The sequence below is a fragment of the Stenotrophomonas sp. C3(2023) genome (assembly GCF_032911385.1).
Classification (GTDB): Bacteria; Pseudomonadota; Gammaproteobacteria; order Xanthomonadales; family Xanthomonadaceae; genus Stenotrophomonas.
Genome location: NZ_JAWJLO010000001.1, coordinates 3187979 through 3211892, shown reverse-complemented (window position 1 = coordinate 3211892; position 23914 = coordinate 3187979). Strand labels below are relative to the sequence as shown.

Sequence of the window (23914 nt, the reverse complement as noted above, 5' to 3'; positions counted from 1 at the left end):
CGCAACCCGGTGCCTGTGCCCTCCGCGCGCAACCGAAGTTCGCGTTCTGCGTTTCATCATGTCTACTGCACCCTCCACGCCCGCCTTCAGCAAGGAAGTGGGCGCCACCGGTCTGCTTGCCCTGCCGCTCGTGCTCGGGCATGTCTCCACCGGCCTGATCTCCTTCATCGACAACGTCATCGCTGGCCACCACAGCACCCAGACGCTGGCTGCCGTCACCATCGGCACCGCGCTGCTGTGGATGCCGCTGCTGATCCCGATCGGCACCCTGATCTCGCTTACCGCCTCGGTCTCGCAGCTGCACGGCGCCGGCCGCGAGCGCGAGATCGGCCCCCTGTTCCGCCAGGCACTCTGGCTGGCACTGGGCCTTGGCTTGATCATGTTCACCTTCCTCAGCCTGGTGCCCGCCGGCCTGCCTGCGTTCGGCATCGCGCCGGAAATCGTGCCCGGCGCCACCGGCTTCCTGCATGCCGTACGCTGGGGCGCGCCAGCGCTGACGATGTACTTCTGCATGCGCTACCTCAGCGAAGGCATGCACTGGACGCTGCCGACGATGCTGATCGGCTTCGGTGGCCTGTTCGTGCTGGCGCCGCTGGGCTACGCGCTGGCTTACGGGCGCTTCGGCATGCCCGAACTGGGCGCCGAAGGGCTGGGCATCGCTTCGGCCACCATGATGTGGTTGCAGACGCTGTGCTTTGCCGGCTACCTGTGGAAGACCCGGCGCTTTGCCCACCTGAATCTGTTCGAGCGCTTCGATGGCCCGCGCTGGCCTGCGGTCTGGGACCTGCTGCGCACCGGTCTGCCGATCGGCATCACCGTGCTGATGGAGGGCGGGCTGTTCATCGTCACCGCGCTGCTGATCGGCCGCCTCGGCGCCAATGAAGCGGCCGCGCACCAGATCGCCATCAACGTCGCCCAGCTGTGCTTCATGATTCCGATGGGTGTGGCCGAGGCCACCACGGTGCGCGTGGGCCACGCCGTAGGCCGACGTGACAGCCTGGGCATCCGCCGCGCCGTCTGGGCGGGCTACGCGATCATCCTGGCCACCCAGGCGATGTCGGCGCTGGTGCTGCTGTTCGGCCACGATGCCATCGTCGGGGTGTACACCAACGATGCGGTGGTCGCCGGGCTGGCCTCGATCCTGCTGCTGTATGCCGCAGCATTCCAGTTCCCCGATGGCATCCAGGTGGTGTCGGCCGGCTCGCTGCGTGGACTGAAGGACACGCGCGTACCGATGTTCATCGCCATGTTCGCGTACTGGGGGCTGGGCATGCCGCTGGGCGCGGGGCTGGGTCTGGGCATGGGCATGGGCCCGCAGGGCATGTGGATCGGCCTGATCGTCGGCCTCACCGCTGCCGCCATCCTGATGGGCTGGCGCCTGCACCGCAGTTCGCACAGTGCCGCCCAGCAGCTGCTGGCGGCGCGCGACACCCCCTGACTTGTGTCTGATGCCGCTGCACACCGCAGCGGCTATGCTGACCAGGCAACTCCACAGCAACGCCGCCAACCGGAGCAGTCCATGAACCAAACCGTGCCCCCCTTGCCGCCGCCGCTACCGCGTCGCAATGCGGTGGCTGCCTTCTTCATCGGCCTGTGGGACGTGATGAACTTCACCCGGCGGCTGATTCTCAATCTGCTGTTCTTCGGGCTGCTGTTCCTGTTGCTGGCCGGTCTGGTGGCCGTGGCCGGCATGAGCGCGGGCGGCAGCAAGACGCTGCAGGACCGCACCACCCTGGTGCTGGCGCCGGAAGGGCGGCTGGTGGAACAGTTCAGCGCCGACCCGGTCAGCCGCGCGCTGTCCAAGGCGATGGGCGACACCGGCAGCACGGAAGTGCAGCTGCGTGATTTCATCCGCGTGATCGAAGCAGCGCGCGATGACAAGAAAGTCGAGCGCGTGGTGCTGGAGCTGGACAAGCTGCAGCCGTCGGGCTTCGCCTCGCTGCGCGAAGTGGCTGCCGCGCTGCAGGACCTGCGCGCGCAGGGCAAGCAGGTGGTGGCCTTCAGCCAGAGCATGAGCCAGTCACAGTACCTGCTTGCGGCGCAGGCCGATGAGATCTATCTGGACCCGATGGGCTCGGTGCTGCTGGAGGGCCTGGGCCGCTACCGCCAGTACTTCCGCACCGGTCTGCAGGACAAGCTTGGCGTGGACGTGCACCTGTTCAAGGTGGGCCAGTACAAGTCGGCCGCCGAGCCGTACGTGCTGGACGCTGCCTCGCCGCAGGCCAAGGAAGCGGACCTGTTCTGGATGAACGATGTCTGGCAGCGCTACCTCGACGACGTGGCCAAGGCGCGCAGCCTCGACGCGGCGCAGCTCGCGGCCGGCATCGACACCCTGCCCGAAGGCATCGCTGCTGCGGGCGGCGACATGGCCAAGTTCGCGCTGCAGCAGAAGCTGGTCACCGCGCTGAAGACGCGCGAGGAATTCGACACGCTCATGACCGAGCGTGGCGTGGCCGATGACGATGCCGATGGCGGCTTCCGCAACATTGGCATGAGCGACTACCTGGCCCACATCGACGCGCGCCGCAACCCGGTGGACGCCCGTCCGCAGGTGGCGGTGGTGGTGGCATCGGGCGAGATCAGCGGCGGCGACCTGCCGGCCGGTCGCATCGGCGGCGAGTCGACCTCGGCCCTGCTGCGCGAAGCGCGCGACGACGACAAGGTCAAAGCCGTGGTGCTGCGCGTGGACTCGCCGGGCGGTGAAGTATTCGCCTCCGAGCAGATCCGCCGCGAAGTGGTGGCCCTGCAGGCCGCCGGCAAGCCGGTCGTGGTCTCCATGGGTGACCTGGCGGCCTCCGGTGGTTACTGGATCAGCATGAATGCCGACCGCATCTACGCCGATCCCTCGACCATCACTGGCTCGATCGGCATCTTCGGCATGGTTCCCAACGTAGCCCGCAGCCTGGACAAGATCGGCGTGCATACCGACGGCGTGGGCACCACGCGGTTTGCCGGCGCCTTCGACATCACCAAGCCGATGGACCCGGCCGTGGGTCAGGTGATCCAGGCGGTCATCAACAAGGGCTACGCTGACTTCACCGGCCGCGTGGCCGAAGCACGCAACAAGTCGATCGAAGCCGTAGACGAAGTGGCGCAGGGCCGCGTGTGGAGCGGAGCCCAGGCCAAGGAGCGCGGTCTGGTTGACGCCTTCGGTGGCCTCAAGGACGCCGTGGCCGATGCCGCCGACCGCGCCAAGCTCGGCAAGCAGGATGCCTACCGCGTCCGCTACATCGAAAAGCCGACCACGCCGTTCGCACAGTTCGTCAGCGGTTTTGCCGGCAGCCATGCCGGTGCGTGGATGCTGGGCGAATCGGGCATGGCGCGCCTGATGCTGGCGCGGACCATGCCTGAAGTGGATACCCAGCTGCGCTTTGTCGAAAACGCTGCCCGCGACCAGGGCAACGGCGCCCCGGTAAAGAGCCTGGTGTATTGCTTCTGCGGGCTTTGACGGTCTGATCGGGAGCGGGGCAGCGCCTGCGTGCAGCGGGGCAGAGCCCCGCTCTACGGTGTTTCCGCTGCCTGTGGGGCGGGCGGATGCTCGGTCGGCGGTTCGGCCGGGCGTTGGCACGCGGCAAGCAGCAGGATCGAGGCAGTGAGCAACAGGGCACGCATGGGCAATCTCCATGGAGTGGACCGGACCTGCAGTCTGCCACCGTCCTGTCGCACGGCGTGAACGCGTATCCTTGGTGATTGGAATGACAGGGCCGCGCGTGCCCGGAGGACCCATGAGCCTGCAGCGTTGGCGGTTGGACGGACAGACCGCCTTGATCACCGGTGCCAGCGCCGGCATCGGCCTGGCCATTGCCCACGAGCTGGCATCACTGGGCGCCGACCTGATGATCGTCGGTCGCGACATCAATGCGCTGGAAAGCGCGCGCGATGAGCTGCTCGATACCTACCCGCAGCAGCAGGTGAAAGCGCTCGCTGCCGATGTGAGCGACGACGAGGACCGCCGACAGATTCTCGACTGGGTCGAAGACCACGGCGAAGGGCTGCACCTGCTGGTCAACAACGCCGGCGGCAACGTCAGCCGCCCTGCGGTGGATTACACCGAGGACCAGTGGCGGGGTATTTTCGAGACCAACCTGTTCTCGGCGTTCGAGCTTTCCCGCTACGCGTATCCGCTGTTGTCGCAGCATGCCGCGTCGGCCATCGTCAACGTCGGCAGCGTGTCCGGCCTGACCCATGTGCGCAGCGGCGTGGTCTACGGCATGACCAAGGCAGGCATGCACCAGATGACCCGCAACCTGGCCGCCGAATGGGCTGAGGACGGCATCCGGGTCAACGCCGTGGCACCGTGGTACATCCGTACCCGGCGGACTTCCGGCCCGTTGTCCGACCCGGAGTACTACGAGCAGGTCATCGAGCGCACGCCGATGCGGCGCATCGGCGAACCACAGGAAGTGGCCTCGGCCGTCGCCTTCCTGTGCCTGCCGGCGTCCAGCTATGTCACCGGCGAATGCATCGCCGTGGATGGCGGTTTCCTGCGCAACGGCTTCTAGGTATCACCGCGTCCCATGTTCGCCGGGCAGGCCGCGAGCCACGCCCAGGCCGACGTCGCTCAATTCGGCACCGGGCATCGTCCAGCCTCCAGCACGGCCTGCAGCTGCTCGCGCCCGGCGCGCGCAGCCGCCTGGGTTTCCGCGCCGGCGAAGCGCTCACGCCCGCGCGCGGTGCGCAGCAGCTGCTGCCAGGCGCCACAGCGCTGCGCCTCGGCGATCTCCTCACAGCTGTCGCGCACGATCTCACAGCTGGCCGCATTCACCGGCGTGGCACCGCCGAGCCCGGTGACGGTCAGCAGCGCGCAGGTCGGTGGCGCCGGCTCGTAGGCATGCAGGTACTGGCTGCCGTTGGCGGCCACGCAGCGGAACACCGGCGGCATGGCCGGGGCGTCCGCCGCCTGCGCATCGCCCGGGCCGTGTTGCTGGCGCAGCGCATTGCTGTCCAGCAGCTGCGGGTCATCAGCGTTGAAACCCGCCGCTGGCGGGCGTGCACTGTCCAGCACCTGCGGGACAGCTTCGTCGGCCACCGAGGTCACCACGGTCGGCACTGCGGCCGCGCCCCGGCGCTGGATGACCTGTGCCATTCCCGAAGGACAGGGCCGGTCCTGCACGCTGACCTGGCCCCGGTCATCGGTGCAACGAAACTCCACATCGCTCTGCGCGACGGCAGGAGCGGCGACAGCGGCGAGCAGCAGCAAGGCCAGGATCTTCATGGCGATATTGTAGGCACGCCTGCGTTCAGCGCGAACCGCAGTCCTGCTGCAGGCGCGCGTCGATGCCGCGCTGCTCGCGGATGATCGCCTCGCGCTCGCTCTGCAGCGCACTGTTGTAGCGGCGGTCCAGTTCCCAGCGGCGGTCCTGCAGGCGCGAACACACTTCCTGCTGCGGCAGCGGACTGCAGGTATCGCGCACCAGCACGCTGCCACCCGGCACGCCGATGCCCGCCAGCGGCGGACGGGGGCCATGCCCGCTGCCGGCCGGCGGTCGCGGTGGGCGCGGCCCGCCGCCATGACCGAGCCGTGGGCCGGTGCCGCCCCCGCGCCACACCGGCGGCGCGAGCCAGGCATTGACCCACAGCGGTTCCCAGCGCGGGTTGCCCTCGTTGCTGTCGCTCACGTAGCGCGTGCCATCGGCGGCGGTGCACGCGTACATGGGTTGGGGCGGCTGCACGTGCACGTAGCGCACCTCACGTGCCGGGGCGGGCGTGGGCGGCTCGGCGGGCACGGGTACCTGCGTGCTCACCGCGCGTGTCGGTGGATCGCGCGGCCGCTGCATCTCACGGATCTCTTCACGGCCCTGTCCGCACGGGGTATCGGCCAGAGTCACCGCGCCATTGCTGCTCACGCACCGGTAGATGCGCACGCTGTCGTCCGGCGCTGCAGCCGCGACGGGTGCCAGCAGCATCGGTAACGCGATGGCGATGATCCTGGCCCCCACTGACGAGCTCCCTCGAAGAATTGGCGGTTCACACAGCTGAGTGCAGCGTAGTGCGGGATAGGGCGGATACGTGTGAACACGACGTCGTATCAATGCTCTTCCTGGAGCGGCCGCGGTGCTGGCGCCCTGGCACCGGCCATGGTCTGGTACAGCGACGCCGCTCGCTCATCGATCATGGCCTGCTCACCCGGCGTCAGGCCGGGGAGGCGGCGTTGCAGTTCGGTCGCCGCTTTCGCGTCGCCCAGAATGTAGGCGACGCGGAGATAGGCGCCCGCTTCCACGATGTTCATCAGCTCAGGCGAGTTCTGAAAGATGGCGGAAAGACCGTAATAGCCGTAGATGCTCCCGCGCTGGGTTGCGGCCACCACATACTCGATGCCTTCGCGTGTATCGCCGTCGGCGGCGGCACGCACGCCGTACACCACCATCGCAGCGAGGGAACCCGCATCTGCCATGGCGTTGAGCTCGGTACGCGACAGCTGCGCATAGCGCGCCAGAAGGACGGAAGACGGATAACCGTGGTCGAGCAGCCAGGCCGCTTCCTGCGGGCTCCGCGCCACCAGCGCCTCAGGGCATGCCGGGGCCCCGGCATCACACACATAGGTCAGCATCGCCGCCTCGCGATGGAGGACGGCGTCATCGCTGGATGTGGAGCGTGGGGTGGCCGACGGACGCGTCGTGGTGCCAGGCGATGCCGCCGCAGTATGCGCGGGCTCTGCTGGTGCCTCAGGGCCGCTGCAGCCTGCAAGCATGCAGGCGAGCGACGTGGCCAACAGGGGCCGGTGCAGTCGGTTCATGAGCGCAGCGTGCTGCCGCTGAGCGCGTCGCGGATCGGGGTGGGCTGGGCCAGGCCGCCGGTGCTGCCGTCGAGTACACCGTCGAGCAGGGCCAGCAGGCGCGGGTCGAGGTCGCCGCGCTGGCGGGCCGGGGGCTCGCCGGCGAGGTTGGCGCTGGTGGACACCACCGGGCCACCCCATGCCTCGCACAGCGCTTTGACCAGCGGGTGCGCGCTGATGCGCACGGCAAGCCCGGTGTGCTCGCCGGTGATCCAGCCGGGGGCCCGCGCACCGGCGGGCAGGATCCAGGTGTTGGCGCCGGGCCAGCTGGCCAGCACTTCCTGCTGGCGGGCGCTGGGCAGGTGGTCGAGGTGGACCCAGCCTTCCAGCTGCGGCAGGTTGGCCGCGACCAGGATCATGCCTTTCTCCACGGGCCGCTGCTTCAACCGCAGCAGCGCCTCGACGGCCTCCTGGTTGCCGGGGTCGCAGCCCAGGCCCCATACCGCCTCGGTGGGGTAGGCGATGACACCGCCGGCGCGCAGCGCGGCCACGGCGGTATCCAGGGTGAGTTCGTTCATGGCGGCAGCCGCAGGCGGGAAGTGCCCGCATTATCCCCCCGACGCAGCGGCACCGGGTAGTGCCGGGCGCTGCCCGGCACGGCGCGATGCTCAGGCCTTGCTGGCCACTTTCTTGACCGCCTTCTTCACCGCTTTCTTCGCGGTCTTCTTGGTGGCCTTCTTCGCGATCTTCTTGGCAGCAGGTTTTTTCGGTGCGGGTTCCTTCTTCGCTGCCGCCTTCTTGGCCGGTGCTTTCTTTGCAGCGGCCTTCTTGGCACCAAAACCCTTGCGTACCGGCTTGCCGGTTTCTTCCATGAACTGCTGCGCTTCGGCCAGGGTCAGCGAGGCCGGCTCACGGTCCTTGGGGATCTTGCCGTTGAACTTGCCATCGCTCAGGTACGGGCCGAAACGACCGTTGAGCACCTGGATCTCGCTGCCTTCAAATTCCTTGATGATGCGGTTGCGTGCGATTTCTTCCTTCTCTTCGATCAGGAAGACGGCGCGCGCCAGGTCGATGGTGTAGGGATCATCTTCCTTCTTCAGCGAGGCGTAGGTGCTGCCGCGCTTGGCGAACGGGCCGAAGCGGCCAATACCCACGCTGACCGGTTCGCCCTTGTCCTCGCCAAGCGCGCGCGGCATCAGGAACAGTTCCAGCGCGTCTTCCAGCGAGATGGTGTGCATCGACTGGCCGGGGCGCAGCGAGGCGAACTTCGGCTTCTCTTCGGCGTCCTCGGCGGTGCTGCCGATGGCGGCATACGGCCCGAACCGCCCCAGCCGCACGCTTACCGGCTTGCCGGTCTTGGGGTCGGTGCCCAGCTCGCGGGCACCGCTGGCCTCGGCGCGGTCCACCGACTCCTTCTTGTCTTCCACCAGTTCCTTGAACGGCGCCCAGAAGCGGGCCATCAACGGAATCCACTCTTCCTCGCCACGCGATACCGCGTCGAGCTCATCTTCGAGCTTGGCGGTGAAGTCGTAATCCACGTACTGGGTGAAATGGCTGGAAAGGAACTTGGACACCGCGCGGCCCACGTCAGAGGGACGGAAGCTGCGGCCTTCCATTTCCACGTACTTGCGGAACAGCAGGGTCTGGATGATCGAAGCGTAGGTCGAGGGTCGGCCGATGCCGTACTCTTCCAGCGCCTTGACCAGCGCCGCTTCGGTGAAGCGCGGCGGCGGCTGGGTGAAGTGCTGTTCGGCCAGGATGCGATCGAGCGGTACGCGGTCGCCCGGCTTCATCGCCGGCAGCTTGCGGCCTTCGTCTTCATCGTCGGCGCTCTTGTTGTCCTTGCCTTCCTCGTAGACCGCCAGGAAGCCCGGCACCACCACCGTGGTGCCGCTGGCACGGAATACGTGCTCGCTGCCGGCGGAAAGATCGACGCTGACCGTGTTGAGCGTGGCCGGAATCATCTGGCAGGCCACCGCACGCTTCCAGATCAGCTCGTACAGGCGGCGCTCGTCATCGCTGAGGAAGCGGGCCACCTGGGCAGGCGTGCGCAGGGCCGAGGTCGGGCGCACCGCTTCGTGCGCTTCCTGGGCGTTCTTGGACTTGGTCTGGTACGTGTTGGGCTGGTCCGGCAGCGAAGCGATGCCGTAATCGCGGGCGATGACATCGCGGATTTCGGCGAGCGCGTCCTGCGACAGGTTGACCGAGTCGGTACGCATGTACGAGATCAGACCGACAGTGCCTTCCTCGCCGATGTTCACGCCTTCATACAGCTTCTGCGCGACCTGCATGGTCTTGCGCGTGGTGAAGCCGAGCTTGCGCGAGGCCTCCTGCTGCAGCGTGGAGGTGGTGAACGGCGGCGCGGGGCGACGCTTGCGCTCCTTGCTGGCCACGTCGGTGACATGCAGCGCGCCCTGGGCGGCCTGCTGGATGCGCAGACGTGCGGCCTCGGCGGTATCGCCGTCGGTGACGGTGAACTGCTCGAACTTCTGCCCGTCCAGCTTGATCAGCTTGGCGTTGAAAGGCTGCGAGGGGTGCGCGCAGGCCGCGCCGATGGACCAGTACTCGCGCGCGATGAAGGCTTCGATCTCTTCCTCGCGCTCGACGATCATGCGCAGCGCCGGGCTCTGCACGCGGCCAGCGGACAGGCCACGCTGCACCTTGCGCCACAGCACCGGGGAAAGGTTGAAACCGACCAGGTAATCCAGCGCACGGCGCGCCTGCTGGGCGTCGACCAGGTCACTGGCGATGGCACGAGGCTGGTTGATGGCTTCCTTGATGGCACGCGGAGTGATCTCGGTGAACACCACGCGCTGCATCGGCTTGTCCTTGACCAGGCCGCGCTCCTTCAGGATCTCGGCGATGTGCCAGCTGATCGCCTCACCCTCGCGGTCCGGGTCGGTCGCCAGCAGGATGTCATCGGCGCCCTTTGCGGCCTTGGCGATCGCATCGACATGCTTTTCGTTCTTGTCGATCACGTCGTAATACATGGCGAAGCCGTTGTCCGGATCCACCGCGCCTTCCTTCGGAATCAGGTCGCGCACATGCCCATACGAGGCCAGGACGGTGAAGTCCTTGCCGAGGTATTTGTTGATCGTCTTGGCCTTGGCGGGCGATTCGACGATGAGCAGGTGCTTGGGCATGAGGGGGCGCTTTTGTCTGGTGGGCCGTTCGCGGGGCCGCTAGGGTGGAGCAAATGGCCGCATTAGTGAAGCTGCGCGGGCAAATTACATAAGCCGAACGCCCGGGGATGGGCCGGGCGTTCAGCTTTTACCTTATTAGAGGAATCATGCCGTGACCGTGCTGTCAAGCACCCGGCCACGGCAGAAGAGCGCTCAGCCGGCCATTTTGGCGATGTAGCCGATGGCAGCGATCATCGCCACCAGCAGGCCCAGCATGGCAATGCCGCCGATCACCAGGATCACGATGGTCACCGCCCCCAGCTCATGGCGCTGGCGGTGGGGCTCATCGCTGAAAGCCCACTTGTCCACCACCACGGTGTCGCAGATCAGGTCATGCAGGGCCTGCTTGCGCTCGGTGAAGGCGGCCATGATGTAGCCGATCAGCAGGGTGATGCTGCTCAGGATGGTGGCGAAGTAACGGCCCACCGAGCGTGCGCCGGTGAGGCGCTCGCCGTTGCTGCGCACTACCTTGATGCCAATGGCCATCTTGCCCGGCGTGGCGCCACCGGTGGAGGCGTGGAACCAGCCGTAATAGGCCAGACTGAGCGCCATGCCGACCAGGCCGCCGGACACCTGCGAGAGCACGGTAGCCGTCTGCATGGCATCGCTGAATACGGCAGCGGCACCGAAGCCCAGCCCCAGCACACCGCCGATCACGGCGCCGGCCACGGTCAGGATTACATAATCGATCAGGTAGGCGGCAAAGCGCTTCCAGAAGCCGGCATAGACCACCTCTGCGCCCTGCACCGGGCTCGCACTGGCATAGCCGCCAACCGCGGCGGCCGGTGCGCTGTAGGGCGAGCTGCTGACCGGCCCGGTGCCCGGCAATGGCGCGGTACCGTTGTCGATGGCGGCGTAGTCCCCGCGCAGGTCGAAGCCTTCACTGGGCGCGGCGGCCGCCGCCAGCGTCTCCAGCTGCAGTTCCTGGGTCACCGTGCGCAGCTGCGCCCACTGGCCCATGCCCTCACGCCAGACCAGCGTGTCCAGGGTGATCTGGCCGCGCTGGAACAACAGGCGCAGGTCCTGCGCGGCAACCGGGCCCTGACGTTGCTGGCCTTCGGCGTAATACCACTCACTCATCTTCAATCCCCTTTGGGTCGTCCTTGGATTTCTGGTCAGCCGCGGCAATGCGCGGGCAGTCTGGTGTCGTCGCTCTGGCCACTGCAGGTCCACGTGCGCGTGTCAGTTTCGTATTCCAGCCACAACAAGTCACCCTCCAGCTCAGGCTGGCCGATCGACAGCGTGGCTTCGATGCCGCAGTTGCCGGTGTTGAAACGGCCCAGCTGTACCTTGGAAAAGCCATCTGCGTGGTAATCGCCGCTGTCGGGGAAGCCCGGGTCGGCGTTGGTCGGGCAGCGCCCCTGGCTGTTGGCGAACTCAAGCACCTGCGTCTGCAACGGCTGCAGCGCGGTCACCGCGCGGGCCAGTTGCGAACGTGCGGTGTATTCCTGATAGGCGGGAATGGCGATGGCTGCCAGCATCACGCCCACCGGTACCAACAATGCGAGCGAACCGCCGATGACGATGGCCGCGATCATGCCTTTGGACATGCCCTGGCGCGGCGCCGGCAGCGGCGGCATTGCCGGGCCCGGTGAGACCGCGCCAGCCGGTGGCGCAGGCGGTGCTGCTGCACCGGGGAACGGTTCGGGCGTGGGCTCGCGCGGCGGCTCAGGCAGGGAGACGACCGGCGGGTCGGCTGCGACCGGCTCAACGGGCCCGGCCGACGGGGGAATGGGCGGTGGCGGTGCGACAGGCGCGGCGATGGCCAGACCCAGCTCATCGGCCACGGTGCGCAACGGCTGCCACCCCGGCAGGCCATCGCGCCATACCAGGGTGTCCAGATCAATCTGCTGGGCGCGGAAACGCGCGCCCATCGCTTCGACGGTCAACGGACCGACCTGACGGTCGCCGTCGGCATGGAACCACTCACTCACGTAATGCCCCCCTGGCTGCGCAAGACAGCCAGTGTACGTTCAGTGAAGCGGTTCTGGCTCGTCCATGAACATCTGGGTTTCCATCCAGGCATAGGCCGCTTCGGAACCGGGCTGGTTGAACAGCACCATCAGCACGACCCACTTCAGGTCGTCCAGGTCCAGTTCGTCCTGGTCAAGCGCCATGGCGCGGTCGAGCACCAGCTCGCGCTGGCCGGCGTCGAGAATGCCGTGCTGTTCCAGATACAGCAGGAAACCACGGCACTCAATGTCGAGCTTGTCCAGCTCGGGACCATGGAAAATGCGCACCGGACCGTCGACACGGGCCTGCGCCACGGTGGGACGCTGGGCGGCGAGCGCATCCAGCCAATCAAACGCCTTGTTGATTTCGGTGGGGCTGAAGCCTGCCTGTATCAGGCCGTTCTGCAGCGAGTCGCGGTCACGGACGAGGTCGGCGTCTTCGCTGAAATAATGTTCGAACAGGTACAACAGCACATCGAGAATGCTCTCTTTCATTGCCCCTCGGCCTGCGTTCAGGACGCTGTGGAGGTTGGGAAACCAGGGTTTCGACAGTAGCGGCCGTGTTCGCACACCACGATACCCGCCAGTTCCATGGCCAGCAGCATGGAGGACAGCCCCGAAGCCGTCAATCCACATCGCATGATCAATGAATCCATAGGGATTGGGTCGTGGTCCAGCGCGTTCCACAAGCGCTGGTAGTCGGCATCGGTCGCCATCGCCGGCGGCAGGGTCGCGGCCGGGAGTTCTTGAATGGGGACCTCCAGTGCGGATTTCAAGCCGGGCAGGGCGCGCGACAGGCTGGGGGCCACCAGCGACAGCACCTCCTCGGGCGTTTCCACCAGCGCGGCCCCCTCGCGGATCAGCCGATGGCAGCCGCGCGCCCGTGGATTGCGCACCGAGCCGGGGATGGCGCACACCTCACGACCGGCTTCGGCTGCCAGCCGGGCGGTGATCAGCGCGCCGGAGCGCCAGGCGGCCTCGACAACCAGGGTCAACAGTGCCAGACCCGCTACCAGCCGGTTGCGCGCCGGAAACTGCCCGGCGCGGGCAGGGGTGCCGGGGGGATACTCGCTGACCACCGCGCCGCAGGCGGCGACCTCCGCCTGCAGAGCGACGTGGTGATCCGGATACGCGCGGTCCGGGCCGGTGCCGATCACCGCCAGCGTGTCGCCGCCGCAGCCGAGCATCGCCCGGTGCGCGGCTGCATCAATGCCTGCCGCCAGACCGCTGACCACCGCCAGCCCGTGGCGGGCGAAGGCAAGACTGAACTCCGATGCCAGCGCGCGTCCGCTGGGCGTGGGCGAGCGGCTGCCGACCACGGCGATGGAGGGCTTCCACAGCGCGCCCGGGTCACCGTCGACGAACAGGGCAAACGGCGGGTCGGGCAGTTCGCGCAGGGTCTGCGGAAGGCGGGGGTCGTCCAGGTGCAGCAGCGCATGCCCGGGCTGCTGCAGCCAGTGCCAGGCGCGGGTGAAGGCAGTGGGCTCAGGCTGCGTCAGTGCAGTGAGCTGGGCGGGCGTACAGCCAGCCTGCGTCCACAGCGGAAGGCCGGCGGCCAACGCTGCTGCTGCCCCGCGAGGGTGGCGGACCAGCGAATGACGGGGAGCCGGTGGCCCACCCGCCAGCACCAGGGTTATCAGGGCGGCAAGGTTTTCGTCCATGCCGCCAGCGTGGGCGCCGCGCTGCGTGCCCACCATCGGAGTTACACGCAGCGTTAGGTGGGGCGGAGGTTACTGCGCGTCGGGGTGGCGGGCTGCGTAGTCGACCTGCACCGGCTTGACGCCCTTCATCACCAGCGCATAGCTGACGTTCTCGAAGGTGCGGAACACCATGGCATGGGCGGCGTACTCATCCGGCAGCGCAACGCGACCGACACCGCCCTTGGGCGAATCGTCCATCTGCGAGATGTTCGGGTACTGCATGCGGTTGCGCACGTGGCTGCCGTGATTCCACAGCGACACCACCGTGCCGTTGTCCATGCCCTGGGCGCTGCCGGCCGACAGCGCGACGACGTCGCGCGGGCCACCGGAAAGCAGCATGTCGGTCACCGCCAGTACGCGCACATCAGCCGTCTCCAGCGCGAAGGCCGGCACGTGCGGAATGAACTGCAGGTCATAGCGGGTCACCTGCACCGGCACCAGACGGTCACCCACGCGCACCTCGCGGCTGTCGTCGGGGTCCTGCAGGGCCAGCGTGGCCACGTCCACACCGGGCCGCTGCACGGCGGTGATGGTGCCCACATTGACCCGTACCAGTTCGTAGCCCAGCGTCTGCTGGCGTTTGGTCGGCACGCTGTAGTTCTTCCACAGGTTGCCACTGCCAGGCGTGCTGCGGCCGCGGGTGTCCAGATCTTCAGTGTGCTTGGGCAGGGCGTAGCGCACCGTCGGGCGGACCACCGCATAGCGCTGGCCAACCGCGGCCTGTTCCAGCCCGCGCACGTAGGCGGTCTGGCCGGTGGTGGCGCGCAGGCGGTTGTCTTCCAGGCCGGCCACGTGCGGCAGGTGGTCGATGGCATCGACCACGCTGAGGTCCTTCAGAAAGGGCTCGACTTCCGACAGCGGAATCGCATTGATCGGCGCTTCGCGGCGCGGACCGGGCTGCACGCGGGCGGCGGTGGCGACACGGTCGGTGTAGGCCAGGCTCAACACGTCGCCCGGGTAGATCAGGTGCGGATTGCTGACCTGCGGGTTGGCCTGCCAGATTTCCGGCCATAGCCAAGGCTTGCCCAGGAAGCGGGACGAGATGTCCCACAGGGTGTCGCCCTTCTGCACGACATAGGTGGCCGGGTGCCCGCCATTCATTTCAACGGCGGTAGCATAGGCGGCAACGGTCAGCATCGCCGCAGCGACGACCGTGCGGATTCGTAGCAACATGAAGTAGTCCAGCCCTGATTCCCCAACAGGTTGGCGCACTATAGTCCAGAAACCGGGGCGCAAGGCAAGCGTTGGCGATAGAATCTGCGGCGTAGGCCGGAGCTGTCCGGCGCCCCCCCGAATACGGTTACAACCATGGCCCTGCTCCCAATTCTCGAGTTTCCCGACCCGCGCCTGCGCACCAAGGCGGTGGTGATGGATGCCGCCGAGGTCACCACCCCCGCGTTCCAGACGCTGCTCGATGACATGTTCCAGACCATGTACGACGCGCCCGGCATCGGTCTGGCCGCCAGCCAGGTGGATGTGCACAAGCGCTTCATGGTCATCGACGTGAGCGAAGAGAAGAACCAGCCGCAGGTGTTCATCAACCCGGAAATCGTCGCCCACGACGGTGGCCAGGTGTACCAGGAAGGGTGCCTGTCGGTGCCGGGCATCTTTGCCGACGTCACCCGCGCCAACCAGATCACCGTGCGCTTCCTGGACCGCCAGGGCCAGCCGCAGGAGCTGACCACCGACGGCCTGCTGGCGGTGTGCGTGCAGCACGAAATGGACCATCTGGACGGCAAGCTGTTCATTGATTACCTCTCGCCGCTCAAGCGCGAAATGGTGCGCAAGAAGCTGGCCAAGCAGCGCCGCCACGACGCGGCCTGAGTCATCCTGCCGGCGGCCCGCCATGCGCGGGGCCGGCTTCCGCGCAGCCTGCGCGGGCCCAGCGGCGCCGGTGGACGGCGCCGTTTCCATCTGCAAGCGGGGTAAGCATGAGGATTGTTTTTGCCGGTACGCCGGAGTTCGCGGTGTCGTCGTTGCGCGCTGCCGCGCGTCACCATGAAGTGGTGGCCGTCTACACCCAGCCTGACCGCCCGGCCGGCCGTGGCCGTGGCCTGGCCGCCTCGCCGGTCAAGCTGGAGGCGGTGGCACGGGGCATTTCCGTGTACCAGCCCGAGTCGCTCAAGGATGAGGCAGCGCAGCAGCAGTTGCGCGCACTGCAGCCCGACCTGATGGTGGTGGTGGCCTATGGCCTGATCCTGCCCAAGGCCGTGCTGGCGATTCCGACCCATGGCTGCTGGAACGTGCATGCGTCACTGCTGCCGCGCTGGCGCGGAGCGGCGCCGATCCAGCGCGCGATCCAGGCCGGCGATGCCACCAGTGGCGTGTGCCTGATGCAGATGGAGGCGGGGCTGGATACCGGCCCGGTGCTGTTGCAGCAGAGCCTGCCGATCGCGGGCAGCGACACCGGCGGCCAGCTGCACGACAAGCTGGCCGAGCTGGGTGCACAGGTGCTGTCTGATGGACTTGGGTTGCTGCGCGCCGGCCTGAAGCCGATCGCCCAACCGCAGCCGGCCGAGGGCGTGACCTATGCGCACAAGCTGGACAAGGCCGAAGCACGGCTGGACTGGCGCGGTGAGGCCGAGGTGCTGGCCCGCACCGTGCGTGCCTTCAACCCCTGGCCGGTGGCCGAGGCCCAGCTGGGGGGCGAGCGCGTGCGCATCCACGGCGCTGTCGCGCTGGCCGACAACGGTGGCGCCGCGCCGGGTACGGTCATCGCAGCCAGCCGCGATGGCATCGATGTGGCCTGCGGGCAGGGCGCGCTGCGCCTGCGCGTGCTGCAGCGCGAGGGAGGCAAGGCGATCACCGCCGCCGACTACCTCAATGCGCGCCGCGACCTGCAGACCGGGGCCTGACCGATGGCAACCGTTTCTCTGCGTGGTGCAGGCAAGCCGGCACCCGGCGCGACCACCCGCATGCTGGCCGCCCGCGTGCTGGCGCAGGTGTTCACCCGCGGCCGCTCGCTGAAGGCAGAGCTGGCCTGGGCCCTGCCCAAGCTTGACGACACCCGTGACCGGGCCCTGCTCGAAGCCATGTGCTTTGCCGTTCTGCGCCGACGCAGCACCTACGACGCCGCGCTGGCCGGCTGGATGCAGAAGCCGCTTTCCGAGCGTGATGCCGACCTGCGTACCCTGCTGATGGTGGGCTTTGCCCAGCTGGAAGTGCTTGAGCTGCCGGCCCACGCCGCGCTCTCGGCCACCGTGGATGCCGCCCGTGCGCTCGGCCGCGATCGCCAGGCGGGTCTGGTCAACGCCGTGCTGCGCCGTGCGCAACGCGAGGGGTTCCCGGCCCAGCCGCCACGCGAAGCGTTTCCGGCCTGGCTGGCCGATAGCATCGAACGCGACTGGCCGCAGCAGGCCGACGCCGTGTTCGAAGCCAGCCTGCAACCGGCGCCGCTGTGGCTGCGCGCCAATCGCCAGCAGGGCGGCCGCGATGCGGCGCTGGCGGCGCTGCAGCACGCGGGTATCAACGTGGTGCCATCTGCACTATGCAGCGATGCCATCGCGCTGGAAACCCCGGTGGCGGTCAATCAGCTGCCCGGCTTTGCCGATGGCGCGCTGTCGGTGCAGGACCTCTCTGCGCAGCAGGCGGCCGACGCGTTCGCGCCGCCACAGGGCGCACGCGTGCTCGATGCCTGCGCCGCTCCCGGCGGCAAGGCCGCGCACCTGCTTGAGCGCGACCCCAGCCTGCGGCTGCTGGCGCTGGACATCGATGCGCGGCGTCTGGCCCGGGTCAAGGACACGTTCCTGCGCACCGGGGTCGGCGCGCAGGCGCAGACGCTGGCGGCCGATGCCAGCGACCCCGGCGCGTGGTGGGACGGGGTGCCGTTCGACGCCATCCTGCTCGACGCGCCGTGCTCGGCGACCGGGGTGATCCGGCGCCAGCCGGACATCATGTTCCACCGTCGGGCCGACGACATTGATGCGCTGGTCGGTGCGCAGGCGCGCCTGCTGGAGGCCTGCTGGGGCATGCTGCGTCCCGGCGGTGTGCTGCTGTATGCCACCTGCTCGATTCTCAAAGCCGAGAACGTCGAGCAGGTACGTGGCTTCCTGAAATGGCATGCCGACGCACGTGCCGATGCGCTGGATGACGCTTTCGGTCTCGATTGCGACGGCGTTGGACGCCAACGCTTGCCGGGAATGGACGGGGGGGACGGTTTTTTCTACGCGCGTCTGCTAAAAAGCGTCTAGCCCTTTCCAATTCTTCTCATTGCCAATGCTGCAGACACGTGCTTCCCGCGACACCTGGCTGCTCATCCTGATGGCACTGCTGGTGCTTGGCATCGGCCTTGGGCTGCGCGATCCGTGGCCCTCGGACGAGCCGCGCTTCGCGCTGGTGGCCAAGCAGATGGTCGAGAGTGGGGACTGGCTGTTCCCGCATCGCGGCATCGAACTCTATTCGGACAAGCCGCCCATGCTGATGTGGTGGCAGGCCACCCTGTACAGCCTGCTCGGCAACTGGCGTGTGGCGTTCCTGCTGCCCTCGCTGCTGGCAGCGCTGGGCACCCTGGCCTGCGTCTACGACCTCGGCCGCCGGCTGTGGACCCGCCGTGTCGGCCTGTACGCCGCGTGGGCGCTGCTGTTCGCGCTGCATTTCACCTTCCAGGCCAAGAAGGCGCAGATCGACCCGCTGATCGTGTTCTTCATCACCCTGGCCAACTACGGTCTGCTCCGGCATCTGCTGCTCGGCCCTGCATGGCGCTGGTGGTGGCTGGGCTGGTTTGCCGCCGGGCTGGGGGTGATCACCAAGGGCGTGGGCGTGGTGGCGCTGTTGATGCTGGTGCCCGCCGGGCTGGCGGTGGCGCTGCGCTGGCGCGGCGTGGCGATGCATGCGCGGGCGTGGCAGTTCTGGGTGGCGCCGCTGCTGTTCCTGCTGGCCATCGCGCTGTGGCTGGTGCCGATGGTGGCCACCGCCCTGTCCAGCGGCTCTGCCGAGTACCGCGCCTACATGGACGACATCCTGTTCCGGCAGACTGCCAAGCGCTACGCGCAGTCCTGGGACCACCACCAGCCGTGGTGGTACTTCCTGGCAACCATGCCCTCGATGTGGCTGCCGGCCTTCCTTGCCGTGCCCTGGGCGATCCCCGCCTGGCGCCGGCGGCTGGCGCGGCGCGACCCGCGTTACCTGCTGCTGCTGGGCTGGTGGCTGCTGATCGTCGTGTTCTTCTCCATCCCCCACGGCAAGCGCGATGTCTACATCCTGCCGGCGCTGCCGATGTTCTGCCTGGCGCTGGCGCCGCTGCTGCCGGGGCTGCTGCGCAAGCGCGCGTTCCAGTGGCTGCTGGCGGGTTTCGTCGCGCTGCTGGCGGTGGGCACGCTGGGCGCCGGCGTGGCGATGCTGTGGGGTGACCCCGGTTTTGAGCAACGCCTGATGGCTTCGCGCGGGCTGGACAACACGGTGACCTCGGCGCTGGCGTGGGCCGCCATCGCCATGGGCTGCTGGGCGGGACTGAGCCTGGCGGTGTGGCGACTGCGCCGCGCGCACGTGGCGACGCTGTCGGCGATGACGATGGTCTGGGTCCTGTATGGGCTGGTGGCTTACCCGCTGCTCAACGACTCAAGCTCGGCCCGTGGGCTGATGCAGGCGGTAGGTCAGCGCATTGGTGCCGATGCCGAGCTTGGGCTGGTGGCGTGGAAGGAACAGAACCTTCTGATGGCTGACCGACCCGCCACCACCTTCGGGTTCAACAAGGACTGGGAAGACCAGTTGCTGCAGGGCGTGGCATGGCAGGCACAGGCGCCGCAGCGCCGCTGGCTGCTGGTGCAGGAGGTGGCCCTGCTGCCCTGCGTGGATCGCAGTCGCGCCGAACTGGCCGGCATCGCCAATCGCCGGCGCTGGTGGCTGGTGCAGGCCGATGCGGTGGTCGGCCCCTGTCAGCTGGACGAGGCCGCGCGCATCCGCGAGCGCGCCGAACAGGCGCAGCAGGCCGGCGAGTAGCAGTTGCGGCGCGCCTGGCTCAGCGGATGCGCTGGGCCAGGCTGTCCAGGTGCAGGGTGGCGCAGAAGCCGGCCAGGCCCCAGCCGGCCCACTTGCTCACGTCGTAGCGGCGCAGCAGCAGCGTGTAGGCCAGCATGGCCGGCACGCTGGCCAGCATCAGCTTGAGCCGATGCGCGCGTGCCGGGCCCGGGCCAACGTAGCGGCGCATGGCGATCTGTCGCGAGCGCGCGTAGTGGAACTGTTTGATGAAGGTCGTGCGCGCGCTGGGCGTCGACGAGCCGCCGCCCCAGTGCCGTGAGCGCGCCGCCGGCTCCAGCAGACAGCTGAAACCAGCCTGCTGCATGCGCAGGCACAGGTCATCGTCCTCATAGTAGAGGAAGAAGGTGGTGTCGAAGCCGCCCACCTGCTCGAACGCACTGCGCCGGACCAGCAGGCAGCTGCCATGCACCCAGCCGGCTTCCACCACCGAGGTCGGCACCTGGTAGGGACCGCGCGGCTGCGGCTGGTTGAAGGCCGGGCGGCAGGATTTCTGCGGCAGCGTTTCGGTACGCCAGCCCTGCGGCGCCACGATGGCCGCCTGCGGGTGTGCCTGCATGCAGGCCAGCAGCGTGGCCACGTTGGCAGGCGTGATCGCACAGTCCGGGTTGAGCAGCAGTGCAAATGGCGTGCGCACCTGCGCCACGCCGATGTTGTTGGCCGCGCCGAAACCGGCGTTGTCGGTACGGGCGATCACCTGCGCCTGGGGCAGCAGTTCCCGGGCACGGGCCACCGTGTCATCGCCGCTGGCGTTGTCGACGATGACCACCGCCGGGTAATCCGCCAGGGTGCGCGCCAGGTCGGGCAGGACCTCGCGGCTGTTGTAGGTGACGCAGACGACGGTCAGCGCGGACAGATCAACGGAGTTCACGGCGGGAGGGCTCGACGGTGCGTCCTGCAGCGAGCAGGGAAACAGTGGGAATGCACGACAGCAGCAGCAGGAAGGTGTTGCGGTGCGTGTAGTCGGACACCAGGCCGTTGGCCAGCCCGGCGGTGAGGTAGATGATGAGCACGCTGACAAAGAAATGCTTTTCCGGTGCCGGCAGGCGCAGCAGCAGGCGCAGCAGCAGGAACAGCAGCACCAGCATCACCGCCAGGCCCAGCGCGCCTTCCTCGGCGAGCACCAGCAGCATTTCCTGGTGCGGGTGGCTGGTCAGGTAGGGGCGCGAATCGGGAATCTGCTGCATGCGCTGCAGGTACTGCGGATGCCACTGGCCCAGCCCATGACCGGTCAGCGGCGCTTCGGCGATCATCTCGCCGGTGTGCTGCCACAGCCACAGGCGGATGCCGGTGGAGGTCGCGCTGCCGTCTTCGACGTAGCTGGAGACCTCGTCGGTGACCGCGTTGAGACGGGTTTCCATGCTGGGCGAGTTCCACAGGCTCACCCCCAGACCGAGCGCAAACACCCCGGCCACCAGCAGCACGCGCAGCTTGGCGGTGGGCCGGCTGAACACCACCCAGACCCAGTACAGCACCAGTGGCACCAAGGTGAGATAGCTGGTGCGGCTGCCCAGCAGCACGGCCACATTGACCAGCGCCAGACCGGCCACCACCAGTGCGGCGATGCGCCAGCGGCGCTGGCGCAGCGTCGGCCAGATCGCCAGCATGAGCGAGAACAGCATCAGCGTGGCCAGGCCCTGCTGTGTGTACTCCTTGATGACCGTGTTGCGCATCGACACCACCAGCTCGGCGATCTCCCGCTGCGGCACCAGCCCGATGGCCATCAGCCAGGACACCAGCAGGACCACGCCGATGCCGGCGGCGAACGCGTACAGCGCCCGCCAGCGCAGCTGTGGGGTCTGCAGCAGCGAGGCCACCATCAGGGGAATGATGAAGTTCCAGATATCCGAGCGCATCAATCCGCGGCCGCCATCGCCCAGCGCCAGTGCATGCAGCGCGCTGAGCAGCAGCACGCCGGCCCAGACCAGCATGCCGCGCGCCACCGGGTCGTGGAACGCCTGCTTCCAGCGCTGCAGCGGTGCGGCACCAAGCAGCGAGGTGATCATGGCCAATACGACGAAACTACTGGTCAGCGGCTTGTTGATCGGTACGCTGAACAGCGCCAGCGTCACGCACCATTGGCCCACCGGCACAAGACGGCAGCGCAGGCGATGCAATGCGGAGGCGGGAGGAATCACGGACGGGGTCATCGAAGCGCGTTACCTGTTGCAGCCAGCAAGTGGCCGCCAGCCATCCGCCAACAAACCGTTGAATGAGCGGCGCCAGGCGCCGGCAGGACAAGCGCGGCCATCCTACCCGGACCTCCAGCACTGGACAATGAATACCTGCCGGTGCCGTACGGTCATCCCGGCGGGCGCACGGTCAGGCGTCGCGGGGCGGGTCGGCCACGGCCTGGCCGTTGCCCAGCATCCACAACATGATGGTCTTCTGCCGCACGTAGTTGGCCCGGACATAGGCGTAGACCAGCCCATGCCAGCCATCGCGGAAGCCGCCACGCAGGACCAGGCCCCGCCAGAACCGCCAGGCCGGCGCCAGGATCAGTTTGGCCAGAGTGGCCCGCTTTCCGCGCGCGAACTCGTGTTCGGCCATCATTCGAGCGTACTTCTCGGTCTTGGCCAGCTGTTGCTGCAGCGAACGGTACGGGTAATGGACCAGGTCGCCATGCAGACGGCCGACCGCGCCGTCGACGCTGGCGGCCTCGTGAATCTCGCGCTTGCCGCGCCAGCCACCGCAGCGACGGTCGAACAGGCGCAGCACGCGGTCCGGGTAGGCGTTGCCATGGCGCAGGAACCTGCCGAAATACTCCGAGAGCCGGGCGAAGCGGTAGCCGGCGTGGCCGGCAAAACCGGCGTCGCGGGCTTGCTCGATCGCCGCGCGCAGTTCCGGGCTGACCCGCTCGTCGGCATCCAGGCACAGCACCCAATCGTGGCGCGCTTGGGCGACGCAGAAGGCCTTCTGGCTGCGGAAGCCGTCGAACGCGCGCTGCAGCACCCGCGCCCCGGCTGCCTCGGCCATGGCCACGGTGGCGTCGGTGGAGTGCGAGTCCACCACGACGATCTCATCGCAGAACGACAACGAGGCCAGACACTCGCCGATGCGGCCGGCCTCGTTGAACGCAATAATGCAGGCGGAAATGCGAGGCCGTTCGATGGGAGCGGTCGTGGAGGACATGATGGCTGGATACCTGTTGTTTGCGACGGAGCGCTACGCGCTGCCTATTCTCGCCCCGTTGGCGCAGGCCTTGCACGCTTCCGGGCACGAGGTGGCGGCGTGGTTCACCGACGGCGCGGTCGGCAGCGCGCTGCCGGGCGTGCCATCGGCAGGCCTGCGCGAGGCGCTGGCGATGCGCCCGCAGGCGGTGTTCAGCGCTGCCAACTGGGTGCCGACGTTCCTCTCCGGCGCCAAGGTGCAGCTGTTCCATGGTTTCAACGTGCAGAAGCGCGACAGCGCCCGCGGTCATTTCCGCGTGCGTGGCATGTTCGACCTGTACTGCACGCAGGGACCGGCCACCACCGCACCGTTTGCCGCCCTGGCGGCCGAGCAGGGGCATTTTGCCGTGGTCGAGACCGGCTGGCCGAAGCTGGACCCGCTGTTCCGCGATGACGGTGGCGAAAGCGCGGCCCTGCGCGCACCCGCACAGGGACGACCGGTGCTGCTGTTTGGTTCCACCTTCACCGAGCGTCTGAGTGCGGCTCCGCACCTGCTGGAGGAGATCACGGCGGACATCGCCCGGGGCCGGCATTACTGGCTGCTGACCCTGCACCCCAAATGCGCGCCGGCGCTGTTCGAGGCGTACCGCGCGCTGGCCGGACCGAATGCGGCGTTCGTGGAGCCGGAGCAGGTGATGGCCGCGCAGCGGGCGGCGGACGTGCTGGTGTCGGACACCTCGTCGATCGTGTCCGAGTTCATCGTGCAGCACAAGCCGGTGGTGACCTTTCGCAACCGGGTGCCGCAGCCGCACATGCTCGATTTCGATGACCCGGCGCAGTTGCCGGCGATGCTGGCGCGGGCGTTGGCGCCCGAGCCGGCGCTGCGGGCGGAGATTGCGCGGTATGCCGATGAGATTCATCCGTGGCGGGATGGCCGGTCGAGTGAGCGGGTGATCGCGGCGACCGAGGTGTTTGTTGCGGGGGAGCTGGGCAGGCTGCGGCGCAAGCCGATGGGGAGCTGGGTGCGGGATCTGCAGATCCGCAGGGATCTGGGGTACTGGGGGCGGTCGCAGCGCTGAGCTTGGGGTGGGGTGTTGCGGGGGCTGCGCCCCCGCGCCCCTGCTCCTGACAGCAACAGCGACAGCAACTGCAACTGCAGGTGTGAAGGCTGTGTGGGTTCGTCGAGGGGGGCGGGCCGGTGTGGGTTCGCGGGGGACGGCAAAAACTGCGTCCTGCGTGCCTTGTTTCGCGCCATCCATGGCGCTCGACACCCCCGCGAACC

21 protein-coding genes are annotated in these 23914 nt (G+C 68.0%); 8 read left to right on the top strand and 13 right to left on the bottom strand.

The features are described from left to right. Positions 1–58: 58 nt before the first annotated feature. From RZA67_RS14255 to RZA67_RS14245, 3 genes are all read left to right on the top strand, one after another. On the top strand, positions 59–1438 hold the full coding sequence (locus RZA67_RS14255) for an MATE family efflux transporter (protein WP_317213384.1): 1380 nt from the start codon (positions 59–61) through the stop codon (positions 1436–1438). 81 nt (positions 1439–1519) lie between these two features. Continuing rightward, positions 1520–3448: a signal peptide peptidase SppA gene (gene sppA / locus RZA67_RS14250; RefSeq protein ID WP_317213383.1), complete on the top strand. Its 1929-nt coding sequence runs from the start codon at positions 1520–1522 to the stop codon at positions 3446–3448. A 277-nt stretch (positions 3449–3725) separates the two neighbouring features. Further along, entirely contained in the window at positions 3726–4502 is a 777-nt protein-coding gene (locus RZA67_RS14245; protein WP_317213382.1) for an SDR family oxidoreductase, read from the top strand. Between the two features lie 59 nt (positions 4503–4561). On the opposite strand, the gene RZA67_RS14240 is transcribed toward RZA67_RS14245, so the two are convergent. The 10 genes from RZA67_RS14240 to RZA67_RS14195 form a co-directional block, all read right to left on the bottom strand. Further along, positions 4562–5215, bottom strand: a complete 654-nt coding sequence (locus RZA67_RS14240; RefSeq protein ID WP_317213381.1) for a DUF4124 domain-containing protein — start codon at positions 5213–5215, stop codon at positions 4562–4564. A 25-nt stretch (positions 5216–5240) separates the two neighbouring features. Further along, complete coding sequence (locus tag RZA67_RS14235) at positions 5241–5906, bottom strand: DUF4124 domain-containing protein (RefSeq protein WP_317214026.1); 666 nt, start codon at positions 5904–5906, stop codon at positions 5241–5243. Positions 5907–6028: 122 nt separating this feature from the next. Beyond that, on the bottom strand, positions 6029–6736 hold the full coding sequence (locus RZA67_RS14230; protein WP_317213380.1) for a hypothetical protein: 708 nt from the start codon (positions 6734–6736) through the stop codon (positions 6029–6031). After that, entirely contained in the window at positions 6733–7293 is a 561-nt protein-coding gene (locus RZA67_RS14225) for a Sua5/YciO/YrdC/YwlC family protein (protein WP_317213379.1), read from the bottom strand. The genes RZA67_RS14230 and RZA67_RS14225 overlap by 4 nt, the downstream gene beginning before the upstream one ends. 90 nt (positions 7294–7383) lie before the next feature. Then, positions 7384–9858 (bottom strand): DNA topoisomerase I, encoded by a 2475-nt coding sequence (locus RZA67_RS14220; protein ID WP_317213378.1) that lies wholly within the window; start codon positions 9856–9858, stop codon positions 7384–7386. 192 nt (positions 9859–10050) lie between these two features. Then, positions 10051–10977, bottom strand: coding sequence for an RDD family protein (locus RZA67_RS14215; protein WP_317213377.1), 927 nt, complete (start codon positions 10975–10977; stop codon positions 10051–10053). Between the two features lie 35 nt (positions 10978–11012). Next, complete coding sequence (locus RZA67_RS14210; protein WP_317213376.1) at positions 11013–11831, bottom strand: pilin; 819 nt, start codon at positions 11829–11831, stop codon at positions 11013–11015. Between the two features lie 39 nt (positions 11832–11870). After that, positions 11871–12344: a DUF494 family protein gene (locus RZA67_RS14205; protein WP_317213375.1), complete on the bottom strand. Its 474-nt coding sequence runs from the start codon at positions 12342–12344 to the stop codon at positions 11871–11873. A 17-nt stretch (positions 12345–12361) separates the two neighbouring features. Continuing rightward, positions 12362–13510: a DNA-processing protein DprA gene (gene dprA, locus RZA67_RS14200; protein ID WP_317213374.1), complete on the bottom strand. Its 1149-nt coding sequence runs from the start codon at positions 13508–13510 to the stop codon at positions 12362–12364. 69 nt (positions 13511–13579) lie between these two features. After that, on the bottom strand, positions 13580–14722 hold the full coding sequence (locus RZA67_RS14195) for a LysM peptidoglycan-binding domain-containing protein (protein ID WP_317213373.1): 1143 nt from the start codon (positions 14720–14722) through the stop codon (positions 13580–13582). A gap of 135 nt (positions 14723–14857) precedes the next feature. Between RZA67_RS14195 and def the strand changes: the two genes are divergently transcribed. From def to RZA67_RS14175, 4 genes are all read left to right on the top strand, one after another. Continuing rightward, positions 14858–15373 (top strand): peptide deformylase, encoded by a 516-nt coding sequence (gene def, locus RZA67_RS14190; RefSeq protein ID WP_317213372.1) that lies wholly within the window; start codon positions 14858–14860, stop codon positions 15371–15373. Positions 15374–15480: 107 nt separating this feature from the next. Beyond that, a complete protein-coding gene (gene fmt, locus RZA67_RS14185; protein WP_317213371.1) occupies positions 15481–16404 on the top strand; it encodes a methionyl-tRNA formyltransferase in 924 nt (307 codons plus the stop codon). Between the two features lie 3 nt (positions 16405–16407). Continuing rightward, entirely contained in the window at positions 16408–17739 is a 1332-nt protein-coding gene (rsmB, locus tag RZA67_RS14180) for a 16S rRNA (cytosine(967)-C(5))-methyltransferase RsmB (protein WP_317213370.1), read from the top strand. A gap of 25 nt (positions 17740–17764) precedes the next feature. Beyond that, positions 17765–19486, top strand: coding sequence for a glycosyltransferase family 39 protein (locus tag RZA67_RS14175; protein ID WP_317213369.1), 1722 nt, complete (start codon positions 17765–17767; stop codon positions 19484–19486). 19 nt (positions 19487–19505) lie between these two features. On the opposite strand, the gene RZA67_RS14170 is transcribed toward RZA67_RS14175, so the two are convergent. From RZA67_RS14170 to RZA67_RS14160, 3 genes are all read right to left on the bottom strand, one after another. Then, positions 19506–20393, bottom strand: a complete 888-nt coding sequence (locus tag RZA67_RS14170) for a glycosyltransferase family 2 protein (protein WP_317213368.1) — start codon at positions 20391–20393, stop codon at positions 19506–19508. Beyond that, a complete protein-coding gene (locus RZA67_RS14165) occupies positions 20380–21672 on the bottom strand; it encodes an O-antigen ligase family protein (protein ID WP_317213367.1) in 1293 nt (430 codons plus the stop codon). Before RZA67_RS14165 ends, RZA67_RS14170 begins: the two co-directional genes overlap by 14 nt. A gap of 172 nt (positions 21673–21844) precedes the next feature. Further along, entirely contained in the window at positions 21845–22654 is an 810-nt protein-coding gene (locus tag RZA67_RS14160; RefSeq protein ID WP_317213366.1) for a glycosyltransferase family 2 protein, read from the bottom strand. On the opposite strand from RZA67_RS14160, the gene RZA67_RS14155 reads away from it, so the two are divergent. Continuing rightward, positions 22653–23711, top strand: a complete 1059-nt coding sequence (locus RZA67_RS14155) for a CDP-glycerol glycerophosphotransferase family protein (RefSeq protein WP_317213365.1) — start codon at positions 22653–22655, stop codon at positions 23709–23711. The genes RZA67_RS14160 and RZA67_RS14155 overlap by 2 nt on opposite strands. Positions 23712–23914: the final 203 nt, after the last annotated feature.

Bases quoted from the DNA above. Each gene is read 5' to 3' on its own strand.
- RZA67_RS14230 (WP_317213380.1), bottom strand. From the start codon at position 6,736: ATGAACCGACTGCACCGGCCCCTGTTGGCCACGTCGCTCGCCTGCATG.
- def (WP_317213372.1), top strand. From the start codon at position 14,858: ATGGCCCTGCTCCCAATTCTCGAGTTTCCCGACCCGCGCCTGCGCACC.
- RZA67_RS14255 (WP_317213384.1), top strand. From the start codon at position 59: ATGTCTACTGCACCCTCCACGCCCGCCTTCAGCAAGGAAGTGGGCGCC.
- RZA67_RS14205 (WP_317213375.1), bottom strand. From the start codon at position 12,344: ATGAAAGAGAGCATTCTCGATGTGCTGTTGTACCTGTTCGAACATTAT.
- RZA67_RS14235 (WP_317214026.1), bottom strand. From the start codon at position 5,906: ATGCTGCTGGCACCCGTCGCGGCTGCAGCGCCGGACGACAGCGTGCGC.
- RZA67_RS14165 (WP_317213367.1), bottom strand. From the start codon at position 21,672: ATGACCCCGTCCGTGATTCCTCCCGCCTCCGCATTGCATCGCCTGCGC.
- RZA67_RS14215 (WP_317213377.1), bottom strand. From the start codon at position 10,977: ATGAGTGAGTGGTATTACGCCGAAGGCCAGCAACGTCAGGGCCCGGTT.
- RZA67_RS14155 (WP_317213365.1), top strand. From the start codon at position 22,653: ATGATGGCTGGATACCTGTTGTTTGCGACGGAGCGCTACGCGCTGCCT.
- RZA67_RS14240 (WP_317213381.1), bottom strand. From the start codon at position 5,215: ATGAAGATCCTGGCCTTGCTGCTGCTCGCCGCTGTCGCCGCTCCTGCC.
- RZA67_RS14160 (WP_317213366.1), bottom strand. From the start codon at position 22,654: ATGTCCTCCACGACCGCTCCCATCGAACGGCCTCGCATTTCCGCCTGC.
- RZA67_RS14225 (WP_317213379.1), bottom strand. From the start codon at position 7,293: ATGAACGAACTCACCCTGGATACCGCCGTGGCCGCGCTGCGCGCCGGC.
- rsmB (WP_317213370.1), top strand. From the start codon at position 16,408: ATGGCAACCGTTTCTCTGCGTGGTGCAGGCAAGCCGGCACCCGGCGCG.
- RZA67_RS14245 (WP_317213382.1), top strand. From the start codon at position 3,726: ATGAGCCTGCAGCGTTGGCGGTTGGACGGACAGACCGCCTTGATCACC.
- dprA (WP_317213374.1), bottom strand. From the start codon at position 13,510: ATGGACGAAAACCTTGCCGCCCTGATAACCCTGGTGCTGGCGGGTGGG.
- fmt (WP_317213371.1), top strand. From the start codon at position 15,481: ATGAGGATTGTTTTTGCCGGTACGCCGGAGTTCGCGGTGTCGTCGTTG.
- RZA67_RS14195 (WP_317213373.1), bottom strand. From the start codon at position 14,722: ATGTTGCTACGAATCCGCACGGTCGTCGCTGCGGCGATGCTGACCGTT.
- RZA67_RS14220 (WP_317213378.1), bottom strand. From the start codon at position 9,858: ATGCCCAAGCACCTGCTCATCGTCGAATCGCCCGCCAAGGCCAAGACG.
- RZA67_RS14175 (WP_317213369.1), top strand. From the start codon at position 17,765: ATGCTGCAGACACGTGCTTCCCGCGACACCTGGCTGCTCATCCTGATG.
- sppA (WP_317213383.1), top strand. From the start codon at position 1,520: ATGAACCAAACCGTGCCCCCCTTGCCGCCGCCGCTACCGCGTCGCAAT.